Annotated in this window: 19 protein-coding genes; all 19 read right to left on the bottom strand. The window is 41.3% G+C overall.

Annotated features, from left to right (window positions below):
* Window positions 1–5: 5 nt before the first annotated feature.
* Complete coding sequence (locus MKP09_RS00180) at window positions 6–647, bottom strand: sugar phosphate isomerase/epimerase family protein (protein WP_240825254.1); 642 nt, start codon at window positions 645–647, stop codon at window positions 6–8.
* On the bottom strand, window positions 626–949 hold the full coding sequence (locus MKP09_RS00175; RefSeq protein ID WP_240825244.1) for a hypothetical protein: 324 nt from the start codon (window positions 947–949) through the stop codon (window positions 626–628). The genes MKP09_RS00180 and MKP09_RS00175 overlap by 22 nt, the downstream gene beginning before the upstream one ends.
* A gap of 16 nt (window positions 950–965) precedes the next feature.
* On the bottom strand, window positions 966–1,958 hold the full coding sequence (locus MKP09_RS00170) for an SGNH/GDSL hydrolase family protein (RefSeq protein WP_240825242.1): 993 nt from the start codon (window positions 1,956–1,958) through the stop codon (window positions 966–968).
* A 173-nt stretch (window positions 1,959–2,131) separates the two neighbouring features.
* Window positions 2,132–2,863: a BACON domain-containing protein gene (locus MKP09_RS00165; RefSeq protein WP_240825240.1), complete on the bottom strand. Its 732-nt coding sequence runs from the start codon at window positions 2,861–2,863 to the stop codon at window positions 2,132–2,134.
* A 17-nt stretch (window positions 2,864–2,880) separates the two neighbouring features.
* Window positions 2,881–4,380 carry a RagB/SusD family nutrient uptake outer membrane protein gene (locus MKP09_RS00160; protein WP_240825238.1) on the bottom strand — a complete coding sequence of 500 codons (1,500 nt, stop codon included), beginning with the start codon at window positions 4,378–4,380 and terminating at the stop codon, window positions 2,881–2,883.
* A gap of 13 nt (window positions 4,381–4,393) precedes the next feature.
* Entirely contained in the window at window positions 4,394–4,789 is a 396-nt protein-coding gene (locus MKP09_RS00155) for a hypothetical protein (protein ID WP_240825236.1), read from the bottom strand.
* Window positions 4,759–7,185, bottom strand: coding sequence for a SusC/RagA family TonB-linked outer membrane protein (locus tag MKP09_RS00150; protein ID WP_240828985.1), 2,427 nt, complete (start codon window positions 7,183–7,185; stop codon window positions 4,759–4,761). The genes MKP09_RS00155 and MKP09_RS00150 overlap by 31 nt, the downstream gene beginning before the upstream one ends.
* Window positions 7,186–7,190: 5 nt before the next feature.
* On the bottom strand, window positions 7,191–7,376 hold the full coding sequence (locus tag MKP09_RS00145; protein WP_240825226.1) for a carboxypeptidase-like regulatory domain-containing protein: 186 nt from the start codon (window positions 7,374–7,376) through the stop codon (window positions 7,191–7,193).
* 287 nt (window positions 7,377–7,663) lie between these two features.
* Window positions 7,664–7,807 carry a sigma factor-like helix-turn-helix DNA-binding protein gene (locus tag MKP09_RS27715; protein WP_394800993.1) on the bottom strand — a complete coding sequence of 48 codons (144 nt, stop codon included), beginning with the start codon at window positions 7,805–7,807 and terminating at the stop codon, window positions 7,664–7,666.
* On the bottom strand, window positions 7,768–8,196 hold the full coding sequence (locus MKP09_RS00140) for an RNA polymerase sigma factor (protein ID WP_240825224.1): 429 nt from the start codon (window positions 8,194–8,196) through the stop codon (window positions 7,768–7,770). The genes MKP09_RS27715 and MKP09_RS00140 overlap by 40 nt, the downstream gene beginning before the upstream one ends.
* 331 nt (window positions 8,197–8,527) lie before the next feature.
* The gene (locus MKP09_RS00135) at window positions 8,528–9,538 is read right to left on the bottom strand and encodes a DUF4973 domain-containing protein (RefSeq protein ID WP_240825222.1); all 1,011 of its coding nucleotides are present in this window, start codon (window positions 9,536–9,538) and stop codon (window positions 8,528–8,530) included.
* 81 nt (window positions 9,539–9,619) lie between these two features.
* On the bottom strand, window positions 9,620–11,125 hold the full coding sequence (locus tag MKP09_RS00130; protein WP_240825220.1) for a RagB/SusD family nutrient uptake outer membrane protein: 1,506 nt from the start codon (window positions 11,123–11,125) through the stop codon (window positions 9,620–9,622).
* Window positions 11,065–11,634, bottom strand: a complete 570-nt coding sequence (locus MKP09_RS00125; protein WP_240825218.1) for a RagB/SusD family nutrient uptake outer membrane protein — start codon at window positions 11,632–11,634, stop codon at window positions 11,065–11,067. Before MKP09_RS00125 ends, MKP09_RS00130 begins: the two co-directional genes overlap by 61 nt.
* A gap of 11 nt (window positions 11,635–11,645) precedes the next feature.
* Complete coding sequence (locus tag MKP09_RS00120) at window positions 11,646–12,545, bottom strand: SusC/RagA family TonB-linked outer membrane protein (protein ID WP_394800992.1); 900 nt, start codon at window positions 12,543–12,545, stop codon at window positions 11,646–11,648.
* Between the two features lie 122 nt (window positions 12,546–12,667).
* Window positions 12,668–13,075, bottom strand: a complete 408-nt coding sequence (locus MKP09_RS00115) for a hypothetical protein (RefSeq protein ID WP_240825208.1) — start codon at window positions 13,073–13,075, stop codon at window positions 12,668–12,670.
* A complete protein-coding gene (locus MKP09_RS00110; RefSeq protein ID WP_240825206.1) occupies window positions 13,050–14,726 on the bottom strand; it encodes a SusC/RagA family TonB-linked outer membrane protein in 1,677 nt (558 codons plus the stop codon). Before MKP09_RS00110 ends, MKP09_RS00115 begins: the two co-directional genes overlap by 26 nt.
* Window positions 14,727–14,824: 98 nt before the next feature.
* On the bottom strand, window positions 14,825–15,256 hold the full coding sequence (locus MKP09_RS00105) for an NHL repeat-containing protein (RefSeq protein WP_240825201.1): 432 nt from the start codon (window positions 15,254–15,256) through the stop codon (window positions 14,825–14,827).
* 136 nt (window positions 15,257–15,392) lie between these two features.
* A complete protein-coding gene (locus MKP09_RS00100; protein ID WP_240825194.1) occupies window positions 15,393–16,202 on the bottom strand; it encodes an IPT/TIG domain-containing protein in 810 nt (269 codons plus the stop codon).
* A gap of 382 nt (window positions 16,203–16,584) precedes the next feature.
* Window positions 16,585–17,925, bottom strand: coding sequence for a family 43 glycosylhydrolase (locus tag MKP09_RS00095; RefSeq protein ID WP_240825182.1), 1,341 nt, complete (start codon window positions 17,923–17,925; stop codon window positions 16,585–16,587).
* Window positions 17,926–18,019 lie beyond the last annotated feature (94 nt).

Below are 18,019 nucleotides of genomic sequence, written 5' to 3'. Positions count from 1 at the left end.
TATCATTATTTATTGCTTACTCCCAATGCCTTCACAAAAGACTGATACAGGCTTTCATAACAAGATTTAAAATCACTTACATCCTGATATTTAGATTCATACATAAACGGGCCTTTATACCCAACTGCATTAAGTGCAATAAAAATTGCTACCCAATCGTTGTGCCCTTCTCCGCTACATGGGAAGAAATGATTTTCGGCTTTATCAGTACCATCCGCAACATGCAATGTCTTTAAACGTGGGCCCAAAGCATATATCAACGACGACGGATATTTGGTATGGTTCAGATCGATCGCAGCATAAATATCTGATGGAAGCCTGTTCATAATCTCTACAGATTCTTCTACAGTACGGAACAATGGCCTTTCTCGTTTAGCATCGCGTAAAAGTTCAGGGCCAAACATATTTTCGATTACCGTCGTAGCGCCAATCTCCTTAACCGTCTTATTTAAATCAATAGCAGATTTAATCATCTGGCTCTTACGAATTTCACGCTCATTAAGCCCCAAAAAGAAACTTGGATGAAATAGAATGATCTTCGGCTTGAGTAAAGCACAGTAACCAATTATTTTTTTATGCAGCTCTAATACCTTTTGCCGTTCGGTATCATCTTGCATTGAAATATCTATTCGCGGCCCAAATGGCATGTGTATCGACCATATTTGTATACCAGCATCGTCCGCCGCTTTTTTGCTGCTTTTACATTACTTATAATTTCCTCATCTGTAAGGCGAAGATTACGGGCTGAATCAACGTAAGCATTTAAACTTGTTTCAATATAATCAATGCCGCTAGCCTTGGCTATAATTAATAGCTCTGGAGTAATTTTATTAACTCCGATTGAAAACCCAAGGCGCAACCGCTGTGGCGCTGACTGGCTTTTTGCCGACGGACCAAACAGACAGCTACATACAATAATTGTGATCAAAAAAGAATAACGCTTTATCATAATAGTTTACAAGATTTTAATTTAAAAGAGGACTTATTGCTGGTTTTATTACCTGCAACATTCTATCAAAACCTATGTCATTGGGATGAGTACCATCTGTTGTACCTTCATGATCCTTTCCTAACAGATTGTCACCTGGTATCAAGTAAAGATGCTTTACTCCTTCTTTTAGTAACTTCTGATACTCAGTTAAAGTATTCGCATTTTGCCGTTCTACAAATTTTCTGACTGTCAAATCAAAATTTCCGGTTTCCCGAAAAACGCTTTGTATCATAATAATCGGAGCATTGGGATGCTTGGCTCTTATTGCTTTTACGATATATGCCGTTCGCTTTGCAATCTGCTCGGGACTAGGGTTTGCAAAGCAATCTAATATAAAAGCATCAGCTTGAATGGATGCTACCATATCTGCAACTTCTTTTTCCATTTTACCACTTCCACTCAGCCCAAGATTTACAAAATTAATTCCCATATCTCTCGAAAGCCTTGCCGGGTAAGCCATTCCCGGCCTGCTGGCAGAAGCGCCCTGCGTAACGCTGGAACCATATATTACTACCTTTTTCTTTGTAAAAGGATCATTACCAGAGGCAATCTTACAACCGCTATCAATCCCAATAGAAAGACTTTTCACTTCATCATAAGTTGGCAAATAAAGCAGGCATTCTTTCTCACCCTTTTCCATATCCTTTACCATTACAAATTCATTGCAAACGGCATTAGGCCGGCCTACACCCGCAAACTCCCATTTGCCATTTCTTTTGATATAAAGATCAAGGCCCTTATCGACAATGGGTGTCATATTGTTATGTGGTTTCGAACTGCTTACGCACCACTTGGCAGCTATACGCGGACTGTTCGTTTTAAAGCTGATAACAAGTCCCGCCCCGTTTGTAAGCAACCTTTTTATACCTGCAGAAAAATTTCGGTGTGCATTCGTATCAATACGATGAAAGCTTTTTAAAGGAAATGCCTGCCCGATCAGTTTCATCGAAGCAGCATCAGTATACACCAAAGATATTTTTTCTTGTGACTGGCCATGCAGCAAACATGACAAGCAGATACACGCTGTTAGAACTAATATTTTCTGCATCTCATGCATATATTTAAAGTTGTATTTCCAAAACGATATTGACATCGCAGAGCACAATGTTTGATGTGAACACCTAACAAAATACCAAAAACTTATGGCCTTGGCTGATTTACGGTAAGAGAATCTCTAATGTTAATTCCAAGCACATCGGAATAGCTCAGGTAAACTTTAGCAGTTCTTGCTTCCGCGGTTTCATTTCCCGTCACACTAAAAGACACTTTACCATCTGCTATCTGAAGACCGGAAATCCAGTTATTGCCGGCAGCATATGTGTAACCAACATTCATAGCACTCAACGGAAGCGTAGTGTTGATAGCTGTTTGAACGACACCTCCTGCGGCAGGGGCTGCTACAGAAGCCGCTGTTATGGCAAGTGCGGGCGTAACAATACCTCTTTGCCCCAGCTTAAGAGTATCTATTTTGTTACCTGCTTTGAAAAGAAGCGTGGCCGCACGTGGATAGTCGGAAGTATTGTTTGGTACTGCAACAATTGCATACGCTGTTCCATTACCTGATCCCTTCTGAATCGTGATCCAAGAAGCATTATCCCGGTTTTCCATGGTCCAGTTATGGTCTGAATACACAACTATCTTGGTGGTATCGGCTGGAGCATTCAGAATAATAAACCTCGAATCAAGAGCAAGGTCGGTATTAAATACAATGTCTTCTTTTTTACAACCGATAAAAAATATTGTAATTAAAGTGAAGAATAAAACAAATCGATTCATCTGTTGATTTTTTATTGATTTTAATTTATGAGATGGATTCTCGTAAAAATCACCATCGCTTTGGATATAATTTAGCTCGTTAATTTTTAGGCTCATTTCATAGTCTTTAGTTTTTATTGATTATATGCATCATTGGTTAACACACCACCCGAACGCTCAACCTCTGATTGTGGTATAGGATAATATTCGTGGTAAGGTCTTAAGTTTGTTTGTATATCATCTACTTCGGTTGCAGATGTTGCACTTACACGGGTATAGAAATCACCCCAGCGTACCAGATCCCATTTGCGGCCATATTCTCCATACAATTCCCTTGCTCGCTCTTTTTTAAGTTCCTCACGGAATGCATCTTTACCCGGATAACTTGTGAGTACAAAACTGGCATTAGCTCTTGCTTTCACTTCGTTAATAGCTGACAGAGCTGTTGCCGGGTCGTCTTTTTCATTAGCCGCTTCAGCTAACATCAGTAATGCATCAGCAAACCGAAATACTTTCTGATTATTATTATCCTGCTGAAGACTCATACTCGGGCACCAGAATTTGGGTCCTGGCCAGGGCTTTCCTGTATAATTGTTAGATTTTGGCCTGTTGAACCATACGCCATTATGCGTGTATGCCAGCGTAGTATTCTTTCTTGGGTCTGAATCTTCATACAAAGACATAAGATAGGCCGTAGGTATCGCCGCAGTAAAAGTTGTTGTTGTTGTGCCGAGCTCAGGAATAGTAACACCATCATAAACGGCTCCAGAAGCCCTTGCTGGTGTCATTTGAGTAGCAACATTACTAATTTTTATAACTCCTGAATATTGTACTTCAAAAATAGATTCGGCTTTATTCTTATTGCGAAACCAGGTATCAGTCAATGAATATTGAGATAATGCGCCATAGATATCTTTCAGTTTTTGCATTGCATCAATACAAACATCCCATTCCTTATTCCAAAGGGCCATTTTACCGATCAGCATATAAGCCAATGGCGCTCCTACCCTGTTATCAGGGATAGACGAACTTTTTGTTTGAGGCATAGCTGGAGCCCATTTCTGAAGATCCTTGATTACACTATCCCTTGTAGCCGCAGCGGGCATCCGCCCCATTTTTGCTACTTCCATCAATGCATCAAAACTGGCGCTTGCATCACTTGTATAGTAGGGCACATCACCGAACACACTGGTGAGTATATAGTAATATAGTGCACGCATAATAGCAGCCTCTCCAATTAAAGCAGGTTTCTTTTCTTCTGGAAGTGAAGCAGAATTCTGAATACCGGCAATGGTTGCATTACAAACCATAATGCCGTTATAGGCCGAGGTCCAGATACCATCACTAACTCCGGGGTTGGAAGGAGACATACCAAAAGATTGATCTACACCACCATTAGTCAGGTATGACAAGTCGCTGGTATATTCAGTTGCCATCATTAAATCCCCTCTGTAAATATTATATAGCCTAAGATAGCAGGCGTTTACCGCAGATAATGCCTGCGCTTCCGTTTGGAAAAAGTTATCAGCGTTAAGAAAGCTCTCGGGTTTTTCTTCCAAAAACTTTTCACAACTACCAAGACTTAGGCATAAAATGGTAAGCGCAACAAGTGAAAATATTTTTAACTGTTTCATGTTTCTTAGAATTTTAATTCAGCAGTAAAAGTGATTGTCCTGTTTGGGGGAATGATCCATTGTCTACACGACGCAAGGTTGAAGATGTGCCGCTTGTATTTACTTCGGGATCATAACCAATATAATTTTTAAGTAGCATCAGGTTATTTCCATTCACCGAAAGCGCCAATGATTTGAGTTTTGAGGCAGTTATTTTTGCAAGATCAAAAGTATAACCGATGGAAGCCGCTTTTAAACGAAGGAAGCTGGCATCATATACAAACCGGTCATTAGGAATATCATCTTTCGAATCGGTCCTGGGAACATCGGAATCAGGATTACGGACTTCATGATACCGGTTCACCATAAGTTCATGCTGATTGTTCAGATACACCCCGGTCATATTGAACATTCCGCCAGGGTAGTACATATCTCCTCCAATAGAATAGTTAAAGAAGATGGAAAAGAATATTTTTTATAGCGGAATGTGTTTTGCAAACCACCATACATTTCGGGATCGGCATCCCCCAACATCACCATATCATCGCTATTCATTAAGCCATCATTATTTTGATCAATATAACGTTGGCGTCCCGGAACCAAATAAGCCGCTGAAGCTGATACGTATTTTTTATCGATCTGATTTTGTGCAATATCCTCTGTGTTTTTCCACACACCTCCGTACTGAAATCCGTAAATAGCATTCAACGGATATCCTGACTGGTAGCCATTTATCATGTATTGCGCACCATATGTATAAGTATTCGTAACAACCCTTCCCACTAAGCCTATATCTTCAACCATTTGTTGGTTATGTGCAGCAGTAAAGCTGGCGGCCCAACCGAAATTGCGTTTACGCATTATATCGTAGTTGATGGTAAGTTCCAGACCTTTATTTGATGTTTTACCAAAATTCATCAACCTTGAAGCGAAGCCTGTTTGCGTAGGCATTTGTACACTCAGCAGCAGATCTGAAGTATTGCTTCTGTAAGCTTCAATTGTAACTTCAAGTCTTTTGCGGAAGAAGGAAAGATCAATACCCGCGTTATAAGTAGTTGTCTTTTCCCATTTCAAACCTGAATTAGCAATACCCGACGGGTAAAATGCCACAGGTTGTCCATCTCCAAACAAATAGCCCGATGTTGTAGAGGTCAGGCGACTGAGTGATTGATATCGGGAAATGGCGTCATTACCAGATGTACCTGCACTAAGGCGAATGGCAAAATCACTAAGGCTGGAGTTCTTCATAAAGTTTTCGTTCAACACATTCCAGCGAAAAGCTGCTGATGGGAAATAAGCCCATTTATTGTTAGCGGCAAAATTCGAAGCTCCATCCCTGCGCAAAGTAGCAGTGAGATAATATTTCCTCGCATAATTATAATTAAGGCGGGCCAAATGCGATACACGTGTTTGCAATTCCTTTGCACCACTAACGTTAAGGTTTTGCTTATCAGGTATGGAACCAATATCCCAAAGCGCAGTTTCATCACTATAATAACCACTACCACTTACGGAAACTCTGTAGAAATTCCGCATCTGTACCGTAAATCCATACATGGCATCGAAATTATGTTCGGTGCCAAAAGTGTTTTTATAGGTGATGGTATTTTCGTTCAGCAAGTTATCATTCTGATTTATACTTTTAGAAGTAGCATTACCAGCGGTAGCACGGCTGGGCATTGTAGATGGAACCAGCGCATTGTTATTAATATCATACTTGGAATAAGAAATTGAGGAATGCGCTACAATATTTTTAACTGGCATAATATCGACGTAAGCCATAGAGGTCAGCGTTCCTGTTTGCGTAGTATTCTTTCTTAGTGTTGCATCAAACAAAGGCAGGTCGGATACACCTCCGGAATAATTCTGGGAGTTCCAACTGTTCAACGAGCCGTCTGGATTATAAATTGGAACAACGGGTGCCACCGATACAAAAGATACGCTCCAGTTATTATAAGCACCTAAGTACCGCATTGGTTGATCTTGTGTGCTATTGGAGTAAGCAACACGAACACCCGCCTTAGCATATTTACTCAATGTCTGGTCAAGGTTCAAACGAAATTGGTAGCGCTTAAACTCACTACCCAGAATCACTCCATCAATTTTATCGTAACCTCCTGAAATAAAGAATTTGGTGGCATTAGTGCCTCCTGAAACTGTTAACGAATAATTAGAAAAAGGGGCGCTGCGGGTAAGAGCATCTTGCCAGTTGGAACCTTCGCCAAGTGAAAGCGGGTCAGGATAGGGATAATCTTCAAGCGGCTTTGTGCGGTTGGCTGCGCTGGCATAATAATATCTATCATTGATCAATTGTGCAAATTGGGTAGCATCCATTAAATCGAGATAGCCGGCCATTTGCGCAAAACCCTGGGATGTTCTTGCAGTAAAATCTGTTTTACCATTCCTGTTTATACCGCTTTTAGTGGTGATAATGATTACACCATTTGCACCACGTGAACCGTAAATAGCTGTAGAAGACGCATCCTTCAATACGCTGATGCTGGCAATATCAGAGGGATTCAGATCATTCAAATTATTAATCCCGTCCATTACTCCATCCACAATGTACAAAGGTTCATTGTCGGCAGATATAGACCTTGTACCCCGTATACGCACTGTCGTACCGGATCCTGGCGCTCCATCCGTAGACATGAATTCAGCTCCTGCAATCCGCCCTGCAAGCATTTGGTCTACACGCGGAACCGGAATATTCTCGAGGTCTTCCATCTTAACGGTAGAAACAGCTCCGGTGAGGTCGCTTTTCTTTACGGTGCCATAACCTACAGCTATTTCTACCTGCTCAAGATCTCCCGCTTTGTTTACCAGTCTTATTAATAAAGCGCTCTGATCTTTTTCAGTACAATATTTTTTTCAACATACGTTTCATAACCGACGTAGCTGAAGTAGAAGTCATAAGTTCCTTCCTGATTTAAATTGTTCAGATTGAAAGAACCATCTTTGCCGGTAAGGGTTGTAGCCACATCCATGCTTTCCTGGCGGGCTACAACAGAAACCATTTCAAGGGGATTGCCCTGTTCATCGAGAACAGTACCTTTTACCTGAGCAGTCTGCGCTGCTGCGCTTAAAGCAAAGGCGAGGAAAAAAATGTAAACAGTGTTTTGGAGGACATCATTTGTTTTTTCATCTTCTTTAGAAATTTAATAAACCCGGCGTTGGCTCATAACCTGTTATTATACCAACATGCCTGCCACCTACGCAAGACATTTTATACCGGAATGACAAAGAAGATTCGAACAAGAATGTGTTTACCCCTACCTGTTAACAATTTAATCATAAATGACGGCTACATGTTTATGATAAAGCAGAGGGCTGCTGCTTTTCTTACCACTTTTAGTGCCTTTGAAATGTGGTTTTCTACTGTTTTGGGTGAAACAGATAAGTGGTGTGCTATTTGAAGATAAGTGAGACCTTCTTCACGACTGAGCATGAAGATTTTTTACATTGAGGTGGCAGGCTTTCGATCGCCTCCTGAACTTTTTCAACCAGTTGTTTATCTGCAGCCGGATCTCCAATAATGGCCGCGTCGGCATTTTGTTTAATTGTATCCAATACTCTTCGCTCAATTGCTTTTCGGCGCAATACATCTATCATAATAGACCGGGCGATTCTTGCAATCTGCACTTCGATCGGGAACGAAGCGGAAAGTTGGGATCTTTTTTCCCATACTTTAATAAAACTCATTTGCACTACCTCTTCAGCCAGTTCTTCTGAAGCGGTTCTTCTTAGCACATAGAAATAAAATCTATTGTGATATTTATAATATACTTCTTCAAAAACAAGCTTGTTTCCCTGTTTTATCTCTGAAACATAATCCATATTGAGGGCGGCAAGTTAGTAAACCATAATAAATATAAGATTAAATTATGGTTAAGTGCCGATGCGAAATAATGTATTACTTCGGTTCTACTAATCTATTAAGCAGTTAGAATATTATACAAGAAGAAGTCATAATATTTCGATTTTGGAATCAAATTAATATGACTTGAACAAAAGAGCAATAGATGCTGATCTTTTATCAAAAAAATTTGTAAAGAAACGAAAGTCCGCATCAGACAGATTTGATGCGGACTTACTTTTTTAGCGATTGGCGGATTTGAATAAAAGGATAGATAACTATTCTGGTAAAATAGTTCCCGTAAATTCTATATTATTCTTCTTCCCATTCGATAGCCTGATCTTCATCCGGTATCAGTGTATTGGTTAACCGTGCCATTGTCATGGAGCCATCAGCCCTGTACCTTATTCGCTTACCGGGAACGGTACTAATATCATCATATTTGTACTTCAGATATACCGTGCAGTAACGAGTTACCAGGTATTTCCTGGTAGGGTCTGACACTTCCCGGATCTGGTAAGTAGCCGGAGTTGTCAGTTCAAAATTAATCTCGCTGTTGGGTGCATATACATTTAAAGTGCCGGTTTGTGTACCATCCGGTTGAGTTTCCGGCTCGGAGAAGTCCATCACCACTTTATACTCGCCACGTGCTTCCGATTTTTCTTCGAATACACCGGCATAGAAAAATACTGATCTTTCATCTACTACCCACGCCGTTCTGGTGCTGGACACCAGTGGGAGGGTAGTTTGTCCATCGAGGTAAACGTTCATTGAAGTTGAAGAGTACTTTCCTGAGAAGTCGTTAAATGGTCTTATGTACAATAATGCCTTTCTCCAACCTTTTCGATCATTAGAAATATAAGAAGGATCGTCTTGAATAGTAAGGGGCAATACATACCGTTCTACCAGGTCCAGATTATCAAATTTGAATTTTATGGGATAGTTTTGTGTATTCACTCCTTGAGGGATAAAACAGGTAGGCGAAGACAATTGGTAAAACTGTTCCGGTAGCTGTTTAAAATATAAATCTGTACGGTACTGGAATTTTTCCTTGTTATAAATATTTAAAGTATCAGAATCCACCTCTATTTTAACGTATAGATCCTGGTGATTACTTTGTGATCCACTCACAATAACAGGCAGATTGTAAGTCACTTCCCCGTTTTTATTATACCGCAGGTAAACTTCTGAAACCCCTTCACTGGTTAGCCTGGCTTTAAAAGATACCATTTGAGTATATAGTTCCTCCTTCCATTCGTCGTTACAAGCGCTGAAACTAAAAGCCAGTACTGCAATTGCGACATATATGTGTAATTTCTTCATCAGAATATTTTTTATTGTTTTACAGGTTTGCTGTGTTTTGCTACCCCATAGCTGTAGCTAATACAATTAAAAACTTTTACATTAATCAAAAGATGGCCAGCCCGGCGCCTGGGTCATACGTTTATTTTTTTGCAGTTCATTCCAATCGATAGGCCAGAAATACATTTTCCTGGAAAATGTAGTTTGCAATAGCGGTACCCGTATAGGCGTATAGAAATCAGCCGCCCTGTCTTTGGTCATAAGTACATTGTAACCATATATCTGTTCCGCCTCATCCACAGGTGCATCCTTCCAGCGTCTTAAATCATAATAGCGTTGATTTTCACCCAGCAACTCAACCTGGCGTTCACGTTTTATTTTCCTACGTAGTTCCTCTTTATTACTATACACTCCCATGTCATGATCCGGCACACCTGCACGGATACGCACCTGGGATATTGCCTTTTTCATTTCTATAATATTTCTGGATATAGCATGAGAGCCGCTACCGTCCCATGTAGGGATACTATAACTACCGTCCAGCTCGTTAAGCGCTTCTGCATACATCAGCAGGAGATCAGCGTAACGTATAGTGATCTCTACTTTCGGGAATATCTTACCACCGTTTCCGGTAGCATTATCTTTAGGATTCACATACTTCATCATACCGATACCCGTTGGTAACCATCGGTCTCCATTGATCATACCTTCGTTCTCTCCACGATAGTAAAAAATCTGCTGATTGGTAACCACCGCTGCATTGTTAATAGCGCTTGACATAGTCCAAAGTACACCACTGTATGCTACAGAAGCATAAAAGCGTGGCTCCCGGTTGGCATACTCTTTCCATACATTAGCCAGCAAAGGTTTAAAGTCATTCACCTCGCTTGCCTGCACAAACATATTAGCACCATATTTTTGACGTATTGCATCACGGTTAAATGGCGTACCATCATTCATTGCGTAAGCATCGCATTGTTTGAGAGTAATACCATGGCAATTGTAACCGCCACCGACTTGAGGCATTTGGTGCCTGGCTAGCGAAATCACACCAAACTCTTCGCTAGTCTGATTTTCACCCCTGGTAAAGATCATCTCAGGGTTTTCACCCGCATAAAGATCGCCATTAAACAAGGCGCGATATGACTCGAAGGGATCTATATTGGCCCATCCTTCCGGAAAATTCTTCTCTGAATACTCAGGATGATGTGGCGGGAAAATCGTAGGTGGATAATCAGTAGTCCCTTTAAATTTAGGAGCTGCTACATATAACCGATAATGATTCAGATCGATTACATCTTTGGCTGCTGCTGCTGCTTTCGCCCATTTCTCCTCACTGTATTGCGGACTGATTAGTATTCTGCCGGCATCATCGGCAAAATCGGCCATCTCTGGATTACCATTAGCCAGCGGGCTGGCAGAATAGATAAGGGCTTTGGCGCGGGTGGCCAATGCTGCTCCTCGGGTAGGACGGGCAATGCTTCGATTATCGCGTTTTAAAGGAAGATCTTTTGCCGCCAGTGCCATTTCTTCTGATATGAATGTAGCTACCTCATCGTAAGTATTACGGGGGTAAGATAGCTGATCGTAGGGTACATCATAGTCCACCCCCTATCAGGCATAATGGGAACAGGGCCATATTTGCGAAGTAACAGCCAATATAAATACGCTCGTATAAATCTGGCCTGAGCCTTATAGTCGGCAACTTCAGCAGGCGTGAAAGTATCTCCCTCACCCATGCTGTGTAGCATCACAGAAGCCTGGCGGATACCGTCGTAAGATTGTGTCCAGGACTGCCTGAGCCAGGTATAATCATATTCTCCGAATTTAAACTGCCGGTATTGCAAACCATTAGCACCACCTGACTCATTAAAGAACATGTCGTCAGAATAATTGGTCAGCGTATAGTTTCTATGCCCGATTTCAAGATTGTAGTCTAACAATTTACTATAGCAACTTGCGAGCCACTGTTCCGTATAATCTTTGCTGTTAAAGATACGTTCCTCACTTTGGCGATCATCGAAGTAATGCTCTACATTCAGATATTTTTTGCAGGAACTAAAAGTAGACAATACAACTATCAGCAAAATTCCTGAGGTTATTTGTTTTTTCGTCATGGCTTTATGTATTATAGGTTTAAGGTTAAACCCATGGTGATTGTTTTTGCCAGAGGGTATTGCTGGCCGTTCGTACTGTTCATTTCGGGATCCCATAGTTTAAATTTAGAGAAGGTAAGCAGGTTGGTACCCAGCAGATACAAACGCATTGTTTTTATACCCATTCTATTGGTAAACACTTTAGGGAAAGTATACCCTGCATCTACTGTTTTCAAACGCATGTACGAACTTTCGCGTAGCCAGTAGCTGGAGGGCCGGTAATTATTAGGGTTCCCATTATAGCTTAGCCTGGGGTAAACTGCATTTACATCTTCATTTCCTCCCAGTATCCAGCGGTTGGATTCTACTACATCGGTGAGAATATTACCCCAGTCTCCCGAACTAAACGGATATATGGTATAACCATTGATGAAGAAAGATGACTTTCCCGCCCCTTGGAACAATATACTGGCATCAAATCCCTTCCAGTTGGCCGATAACCCAAAACCATAGGTAAGGTTAGGATAGCGGGTAGCGCCTATGGCCACGATATCATTATCATCAATAGCACCATCACCATTGATATCTTTATACTTAATGTCACCTGGAGCTACTCTAAAGTTTTCAAAGTTTTGAACCGGACTATTACGGATATCCTCGTAGTCTTTAAAAAGGCCTAGTGCTATCAAGCCCTTATTTTGATTGACCCTAAACCCAGCCCGTCTTGTATAGGGATAGTTACTATACTGTTCATCTGCTTCCAGTATTTCGTTACGGCTATATACCATGGTGCCACGTATGGTAAAATTCACTTGGTTGATTTGCTGTGAATACTTCAACTGGCCGTCAAACCCTTTGTTTAAAGTAGAGCCCACATTAGCACGCGGCGCTGAAAGGATGCCCACACTTGCCGGTATATAGTTTCTGGTCATATAGATACCATCGCGCTGCTCATAAAAATAATCGAGGGCGCCACCGAACCTATCACCGAATAGAGAAAAATCAAGACCGAGATTGTGTTTGGTAGCTACTTCCCAGGTAATACCGGTGGAGGCTATCCTACTGTATAAAAGACCAGGAAATGTATTGTTGCTTTCAATATCCCCCAGTTGTAGCCCGTACCTCCTGTAAACTCTGCAAGGTAGGGGAAGCGAATGGGCTGATTGCTACTATCTCTCATAATATCATTTCCCACTTTACCATAAGAATAGCGGAACTTAAACATATCCACCCACTTCAAATTATCCAGTATAAATTTCTCTTCTGCTACGTTCCAGGCACCCGATATTGCGGGAAAGAAACCAAATTGGTGGCCGGTGGCAAAGTTTTCGGAACCATTGTATCCGAAGTTAAAGTCAAACATATAACGCGACTCATACGCATACGTAAACCGACCAGCCAGACGCTGGTTGCGCCGCTCGATACCCTGCATAATGTTATCGCCATAACTGCCTGTATTCACTTTTTTTCCTGCGTGTATTGCAGCACCCCCCTAAGTTGTGTTGTTTAATATTTTTAGTATAATGTAATTCCCCCTGTAAGGTCTCCCACCTTTCACTGGAAGAACTGGACTGTTGAACAAGTAATTGTTCAGCAATCGTACGGTTCAGGCGGAGTTCTCCGGAAGACTGACGTTGCCGTTCAGCTATCCAACCCTCGGGCCATTTCATGCGGCGAATGTTGTTGTTGTTGTTGTTATCGTACCCAAAACGTCCTACAAAACGTAAGCCGGGAGTAATAAATTTAAGGTTTTGCTCAAGGGTAACATTGGTTTGAACCTTGTTCTCCCAGTTCTCAATATATCCCTGTTGGGTGATCAGTACCCATGGATTCTGCCTGTCGGCCCCACCCCTTGAAGCTACCTGGCCGGTTGAATATTTAATGGGAATAGAAATTGGATTTTGTCCCATTAAAGAAGCCCATATCTCACTATAGTTACCGCCCGGCAGGTTTTGTTTACCCAAAGAACCGCTTACACCCATACGCACAAGTGTGGTTTTAGTAAGGTTCATATCTACATTCGCACGGTAGTTCCATCTTTTATAATTAGCATTAGTGTTATAGTTTTTCAGGTTCTCATCGGTTTCATACATACCGCCTTCATTAATATAACTGCCCGATACGAAATAACGAGCTAAAGCACCTCCTCCATCAAAATTGAGTGTGGCCCGCTGGGTAAGGGCACTGGGTTTCAAAAACATATTCATCCAATTAATATCCGGAAACAGATCGGGATCCAGTTGATTACTGATCAGGTTTAAATCTTCAGCACTATAAAAGGGTTCCTCTGTACGGGTTGTACGCGCCTCATTCATCAGGCTGGCATAAGTATGGCCATCTACAAACTGAGGTGTAAACGTTCGGGTATTGTGAGAGGCCTCGTACTTACCATTTATAGACACCTTATCCGCCTTACCCTTTTTAGTTGTAATGAGCACGACACCATTAGCTCCACGAGAACCATAAATAGCGGTGGTCGATGCATCTTTCAGTATGGTAAATGTTTCAATATCTTCTATATTGATTTCTGTAAGCGACCTTTCGAAACCATCTACCATTACGAGCGCACCTGTTCCTGCCCCAAAAGTAGAGATGCCCCTGATCCAGAATTCTGAAGCATTGCTACCGGGTTGACCGCTTCCCTGCATGGCTAATACGCCGGCTGCGTTTCCGGCCAAAGCATTGGTAATGCTGGAAGTGGGAGTTTTAAGAGTAGTCAGATCTACAGTGGTAATGGCCCCTGTTACGGTTACTTTTTTCTGCCTGCCCAGCGCCGTAACCACAATTTCGTCCATTGCTTTTTGATCAGCAGTTTTCAATGTTACATCCAGGATGAGCTGATCCTTGATCAGTACTTCCATTGGATCATAACCTACTGATGTGAAAACCAGCCATTGGTATTTATTCGCCTTGATAGTATATTCTCCTTTGTCGTTGGTAGAAATGCCCAGGCCGGGTTGATCCTTTACGGCAACCGTTACACCCGCAAGCGGTTCCTTCTGCTCGTTAATAACCGTACCAGTTACAGTTACCGCTATCTGTGCAGTGTCTTGCGCATAGCTGAAAGACATCATTCCAACCATCGCTATCAGTATAAAAATTATTTTTTTCATGAATTGGTATTCAGTAACTGCCCGAAAACTTAGTACCAGAAGGTACCAGGCCTGTGTAAAAAAGCAGCTCGTTTAAAAAGGATAATTGTTAGAGGGATTTATTCAATGGTTATTGTACGTATACGTTTGTTATAACGTTCAGCAATGTAGAAAATTCTGTTTTTTGCATCATAATCAATACCAGTAGGTTCACCAAACCGCGCTTCTAACCTAGGATGGCCATCAATATAACCTCTCTTACTTCCATCCGGCGTGGGGCTTCCTTTACCTGCAAATGTCGTAACCATACCATTAGGCTCTAATATGCGGATGCTGTGATTATTTTGATCGCAAAAGTAAAAATCGTATTCATCTGCTTGTCCGGCATAAGCAGGATTTTCTACAAATACACCCTGGTATGCCCTGGATATCCTTGCTGAAGTACCAATGGCATCTACATCACCCACTTCGCCACCGGCAAAAATGATGGCCGGCTCCAATTCCTCTTTATCCCAATTGTACATGCTTTTATAAATGCGGCTCTGTACCATGATGTAGGCATAATTGCCGGAAGGATGAAAGAATATTAATGTACCATTAATATTACCCCTATTCTGAACAGTTCTTTCGGAATTAACTCACCTGTTACTGCATCCGGTACTCCTTTTTTAATAGGCGTTCCATTAGTCACGGTATAAAAAAGCCACGGTGCACAGGATGTTGAGCAACTCCGAAGGCGCCCACATCGTAGATGATAGGATGTACCCGCCTATAGTTTTCCGAGCGGAGCGAATAAGCTATCGCCACTTTATTGGGTGTACTTCTATTTCCATTATCGTCCACCAAATACAAAGTATCTGTGTCGGTACTTAATGTTGTTGTCTGTAATTTATTAAAGCTGGCCTGCCCGTTGGTAATAAGGGTAGACACCATTCTGCCTTCCAGGTCTATTCTCCTTACGGCACGATCAATTTCTGTTACAAATACGCTATTACTACCTGGTTCGTAAGTTATGTAACCCGAATAGGTAAAGCCCGCTTCTTCAAAAGGACCATCTATAATACCAGAGTTGTTATTCTCATCAACCTTGCCCACCAGTGTGCCTACATTGGTGCTTTTAATATAAGTGAACTGATCCGCAAATGTGTGCTCAACAGGATTGCCCGAGCTTCCATCTATCACAACTTTTACCTGCCCTGTATTAGTTTGTCCTGGTACCCAACAATAAATCTGTTTTCCGTTAGATCCTATTACTTTGAGTTCTCTGTCGCCGATATAAACATGTATTTTGGAAACATCCGTGCCGAAATTTTCTCCGTTAACGTACAGGCGTGTTCTTATCGCCCCTTCTTTGGGTGAGAAATCAGAAAAAACAGTCGATCTGCCAGGATCGTGCTCTCCGGAAAGAATATCCTTGTCTTTACAAGAATAAAAGAAACCTGCAATAAGCAAGAAAAAAGTGAAAAAATAAGCATTTGTTTTTGTTGGACTCATCATGGCTTTGTCTGTGTTTGATAAAAAAACCGTTTTACTAAAGGCATAAGTCGGTCACTCCTGTGAAATGAACTCAGGTAACCTGTTTCCTTACAATTTTTTTGCCCGGAATTAGTTTAGTATTATAGATACAATCATTTATATAGAACTCTCATATTGGGCAGTGATCTTAAACAGTCCTACTTATAACCTGTGAAATAAAATTTCTTTAAAAAAATAGCACGTTAAAATTTAGTGTTAGAGCAAACAATTTTAATAACTTCAATCGTTGCACAAAGAAAGTAAACGCAGATGATAGATTTTGTTCATTCTTTTGTCGAATTGTTCCAGGTTATGTGAATTGTAGATAGTAGTAGATACAATAGTTTTGCGGCAAGCGACACGGTTACTGATTGTCTAAAATGAACTTTTTAAAAACCGCAAGTTTTCCAGCCGAGCCTTTAGAAATCGGCCCCACACGAACCGCCCTGTCCCATGGCGGCAGATAAGAAATATCAACAGCTTCATTATTTAACACGCTAAACTTGCTTCCATTTATACTGTACATAAAAGTAACCTCCGTATTGTTTTTTACCCGAGCTCTTATTTGTACATCTGAAAAGTTCTTTACTTTATTTTCGGTGATCATTTCTGCTTTGCCTTTTTTAACTTGTATCAAACGCATAACATCCTTATCAACCACCGTGTATAGAATATTCTCATCATCTCCTATCAAAGCAAGCCCAGCTTGTGATGTAGAGTTTTTTGCCACGGTAATTTCTGCAGTATAGTTGCGAGCTAAGACCGACTGGCCTATATAGGCTCCACAAACAGAAGGAAGTGCCTGTAGTTCCAAATTGTTATTGGCGACATTGTATTGAACATTCTGAAAAATACTCCAATGCCAATTGTCTGCTAACTTTTGATTTGAAAACTCATCGATTATTCTTTTTGTCTTTACTGGCTTACCGTAATTTTTATTGTTTAAAAACCGCAACCATCCATCGGAAGTAAATTCAAATTCGTTTAACAAGCCCTGCCTCCCGCCGTATGCATCTGTATTATTACTGTAAGCATGATAAAGGAAATAGAACTTGTCGTCTTTTTCAACTGGTGTTCCGTGACCGGGACATTTCCAATCTAAATCGCCGGACAGCACTGGGTTTCCCGGAAATTTTTCCCATGGACCGAGCAGTTTTTTCGATCTTGCAACACCTGTTCCATAATTACAGGTTTTACCACAACATGCAGCTGCAGCGTAAAATGAATAAAAATAGTCACCTTGTTTTATCATAGAAACGCCTTCTACAAGGCCTTTCTCCCAGGATGCGTCTGCACGAAACAGTTCCTTGGGTTGTCCTACAAGCGCTGTCCTGTCCTCCTTCATTTCCGCAGCCCAGATGGGAGTAGGCTTCTTAACACTATTGCCATCTTCTTTCCAGATCATATATAATTTTCCAGTTTCATCTCTCATCGGAAAAGCATCGATGGAGCCCACTTCCTGGCATATAAGTGGGCCAAGATCTGTATACGGGCCATCCGGCTTATCTGCAACTGCCGTTGCTATACAAAGACTTCCTCCTTTTTTATGAGCAGTATAATATAAGTACACTTTGCCATTTTCATAAGTGATCTCTGGTGCCCACATGTAATAATCTGCCCATACAGGCATTTTCGTAAACACATGGCCAGCAGGTTTCCAGTTTACAAGATTGGTAGAGCGATATAAAGAAAGGCGGGAAACCAATTAGACGTAGTACCTACTGCCCAGTATTCATTACCAATTTTAACTACAGAAGGATCGGGATGATCGCCAGGCAAAACCAGCTGCTGGGCTTCAG

The sequence above is a fragment of the Paraniabella ginsengisoli genome (assembly GCF_022513635.1).
Taxonomy (GTDB): Bacteria; Bacteroidota; Bacteroidia; order Chitinophagales; family Chitinophagaceae; genus Niabella; species Niabella ginsengisoli.
The sequence above is the reverse complement of the archived record's forward strand: the minus strand, read 5'-3'. Positions and strand labels throughout refer to the sequence as shown.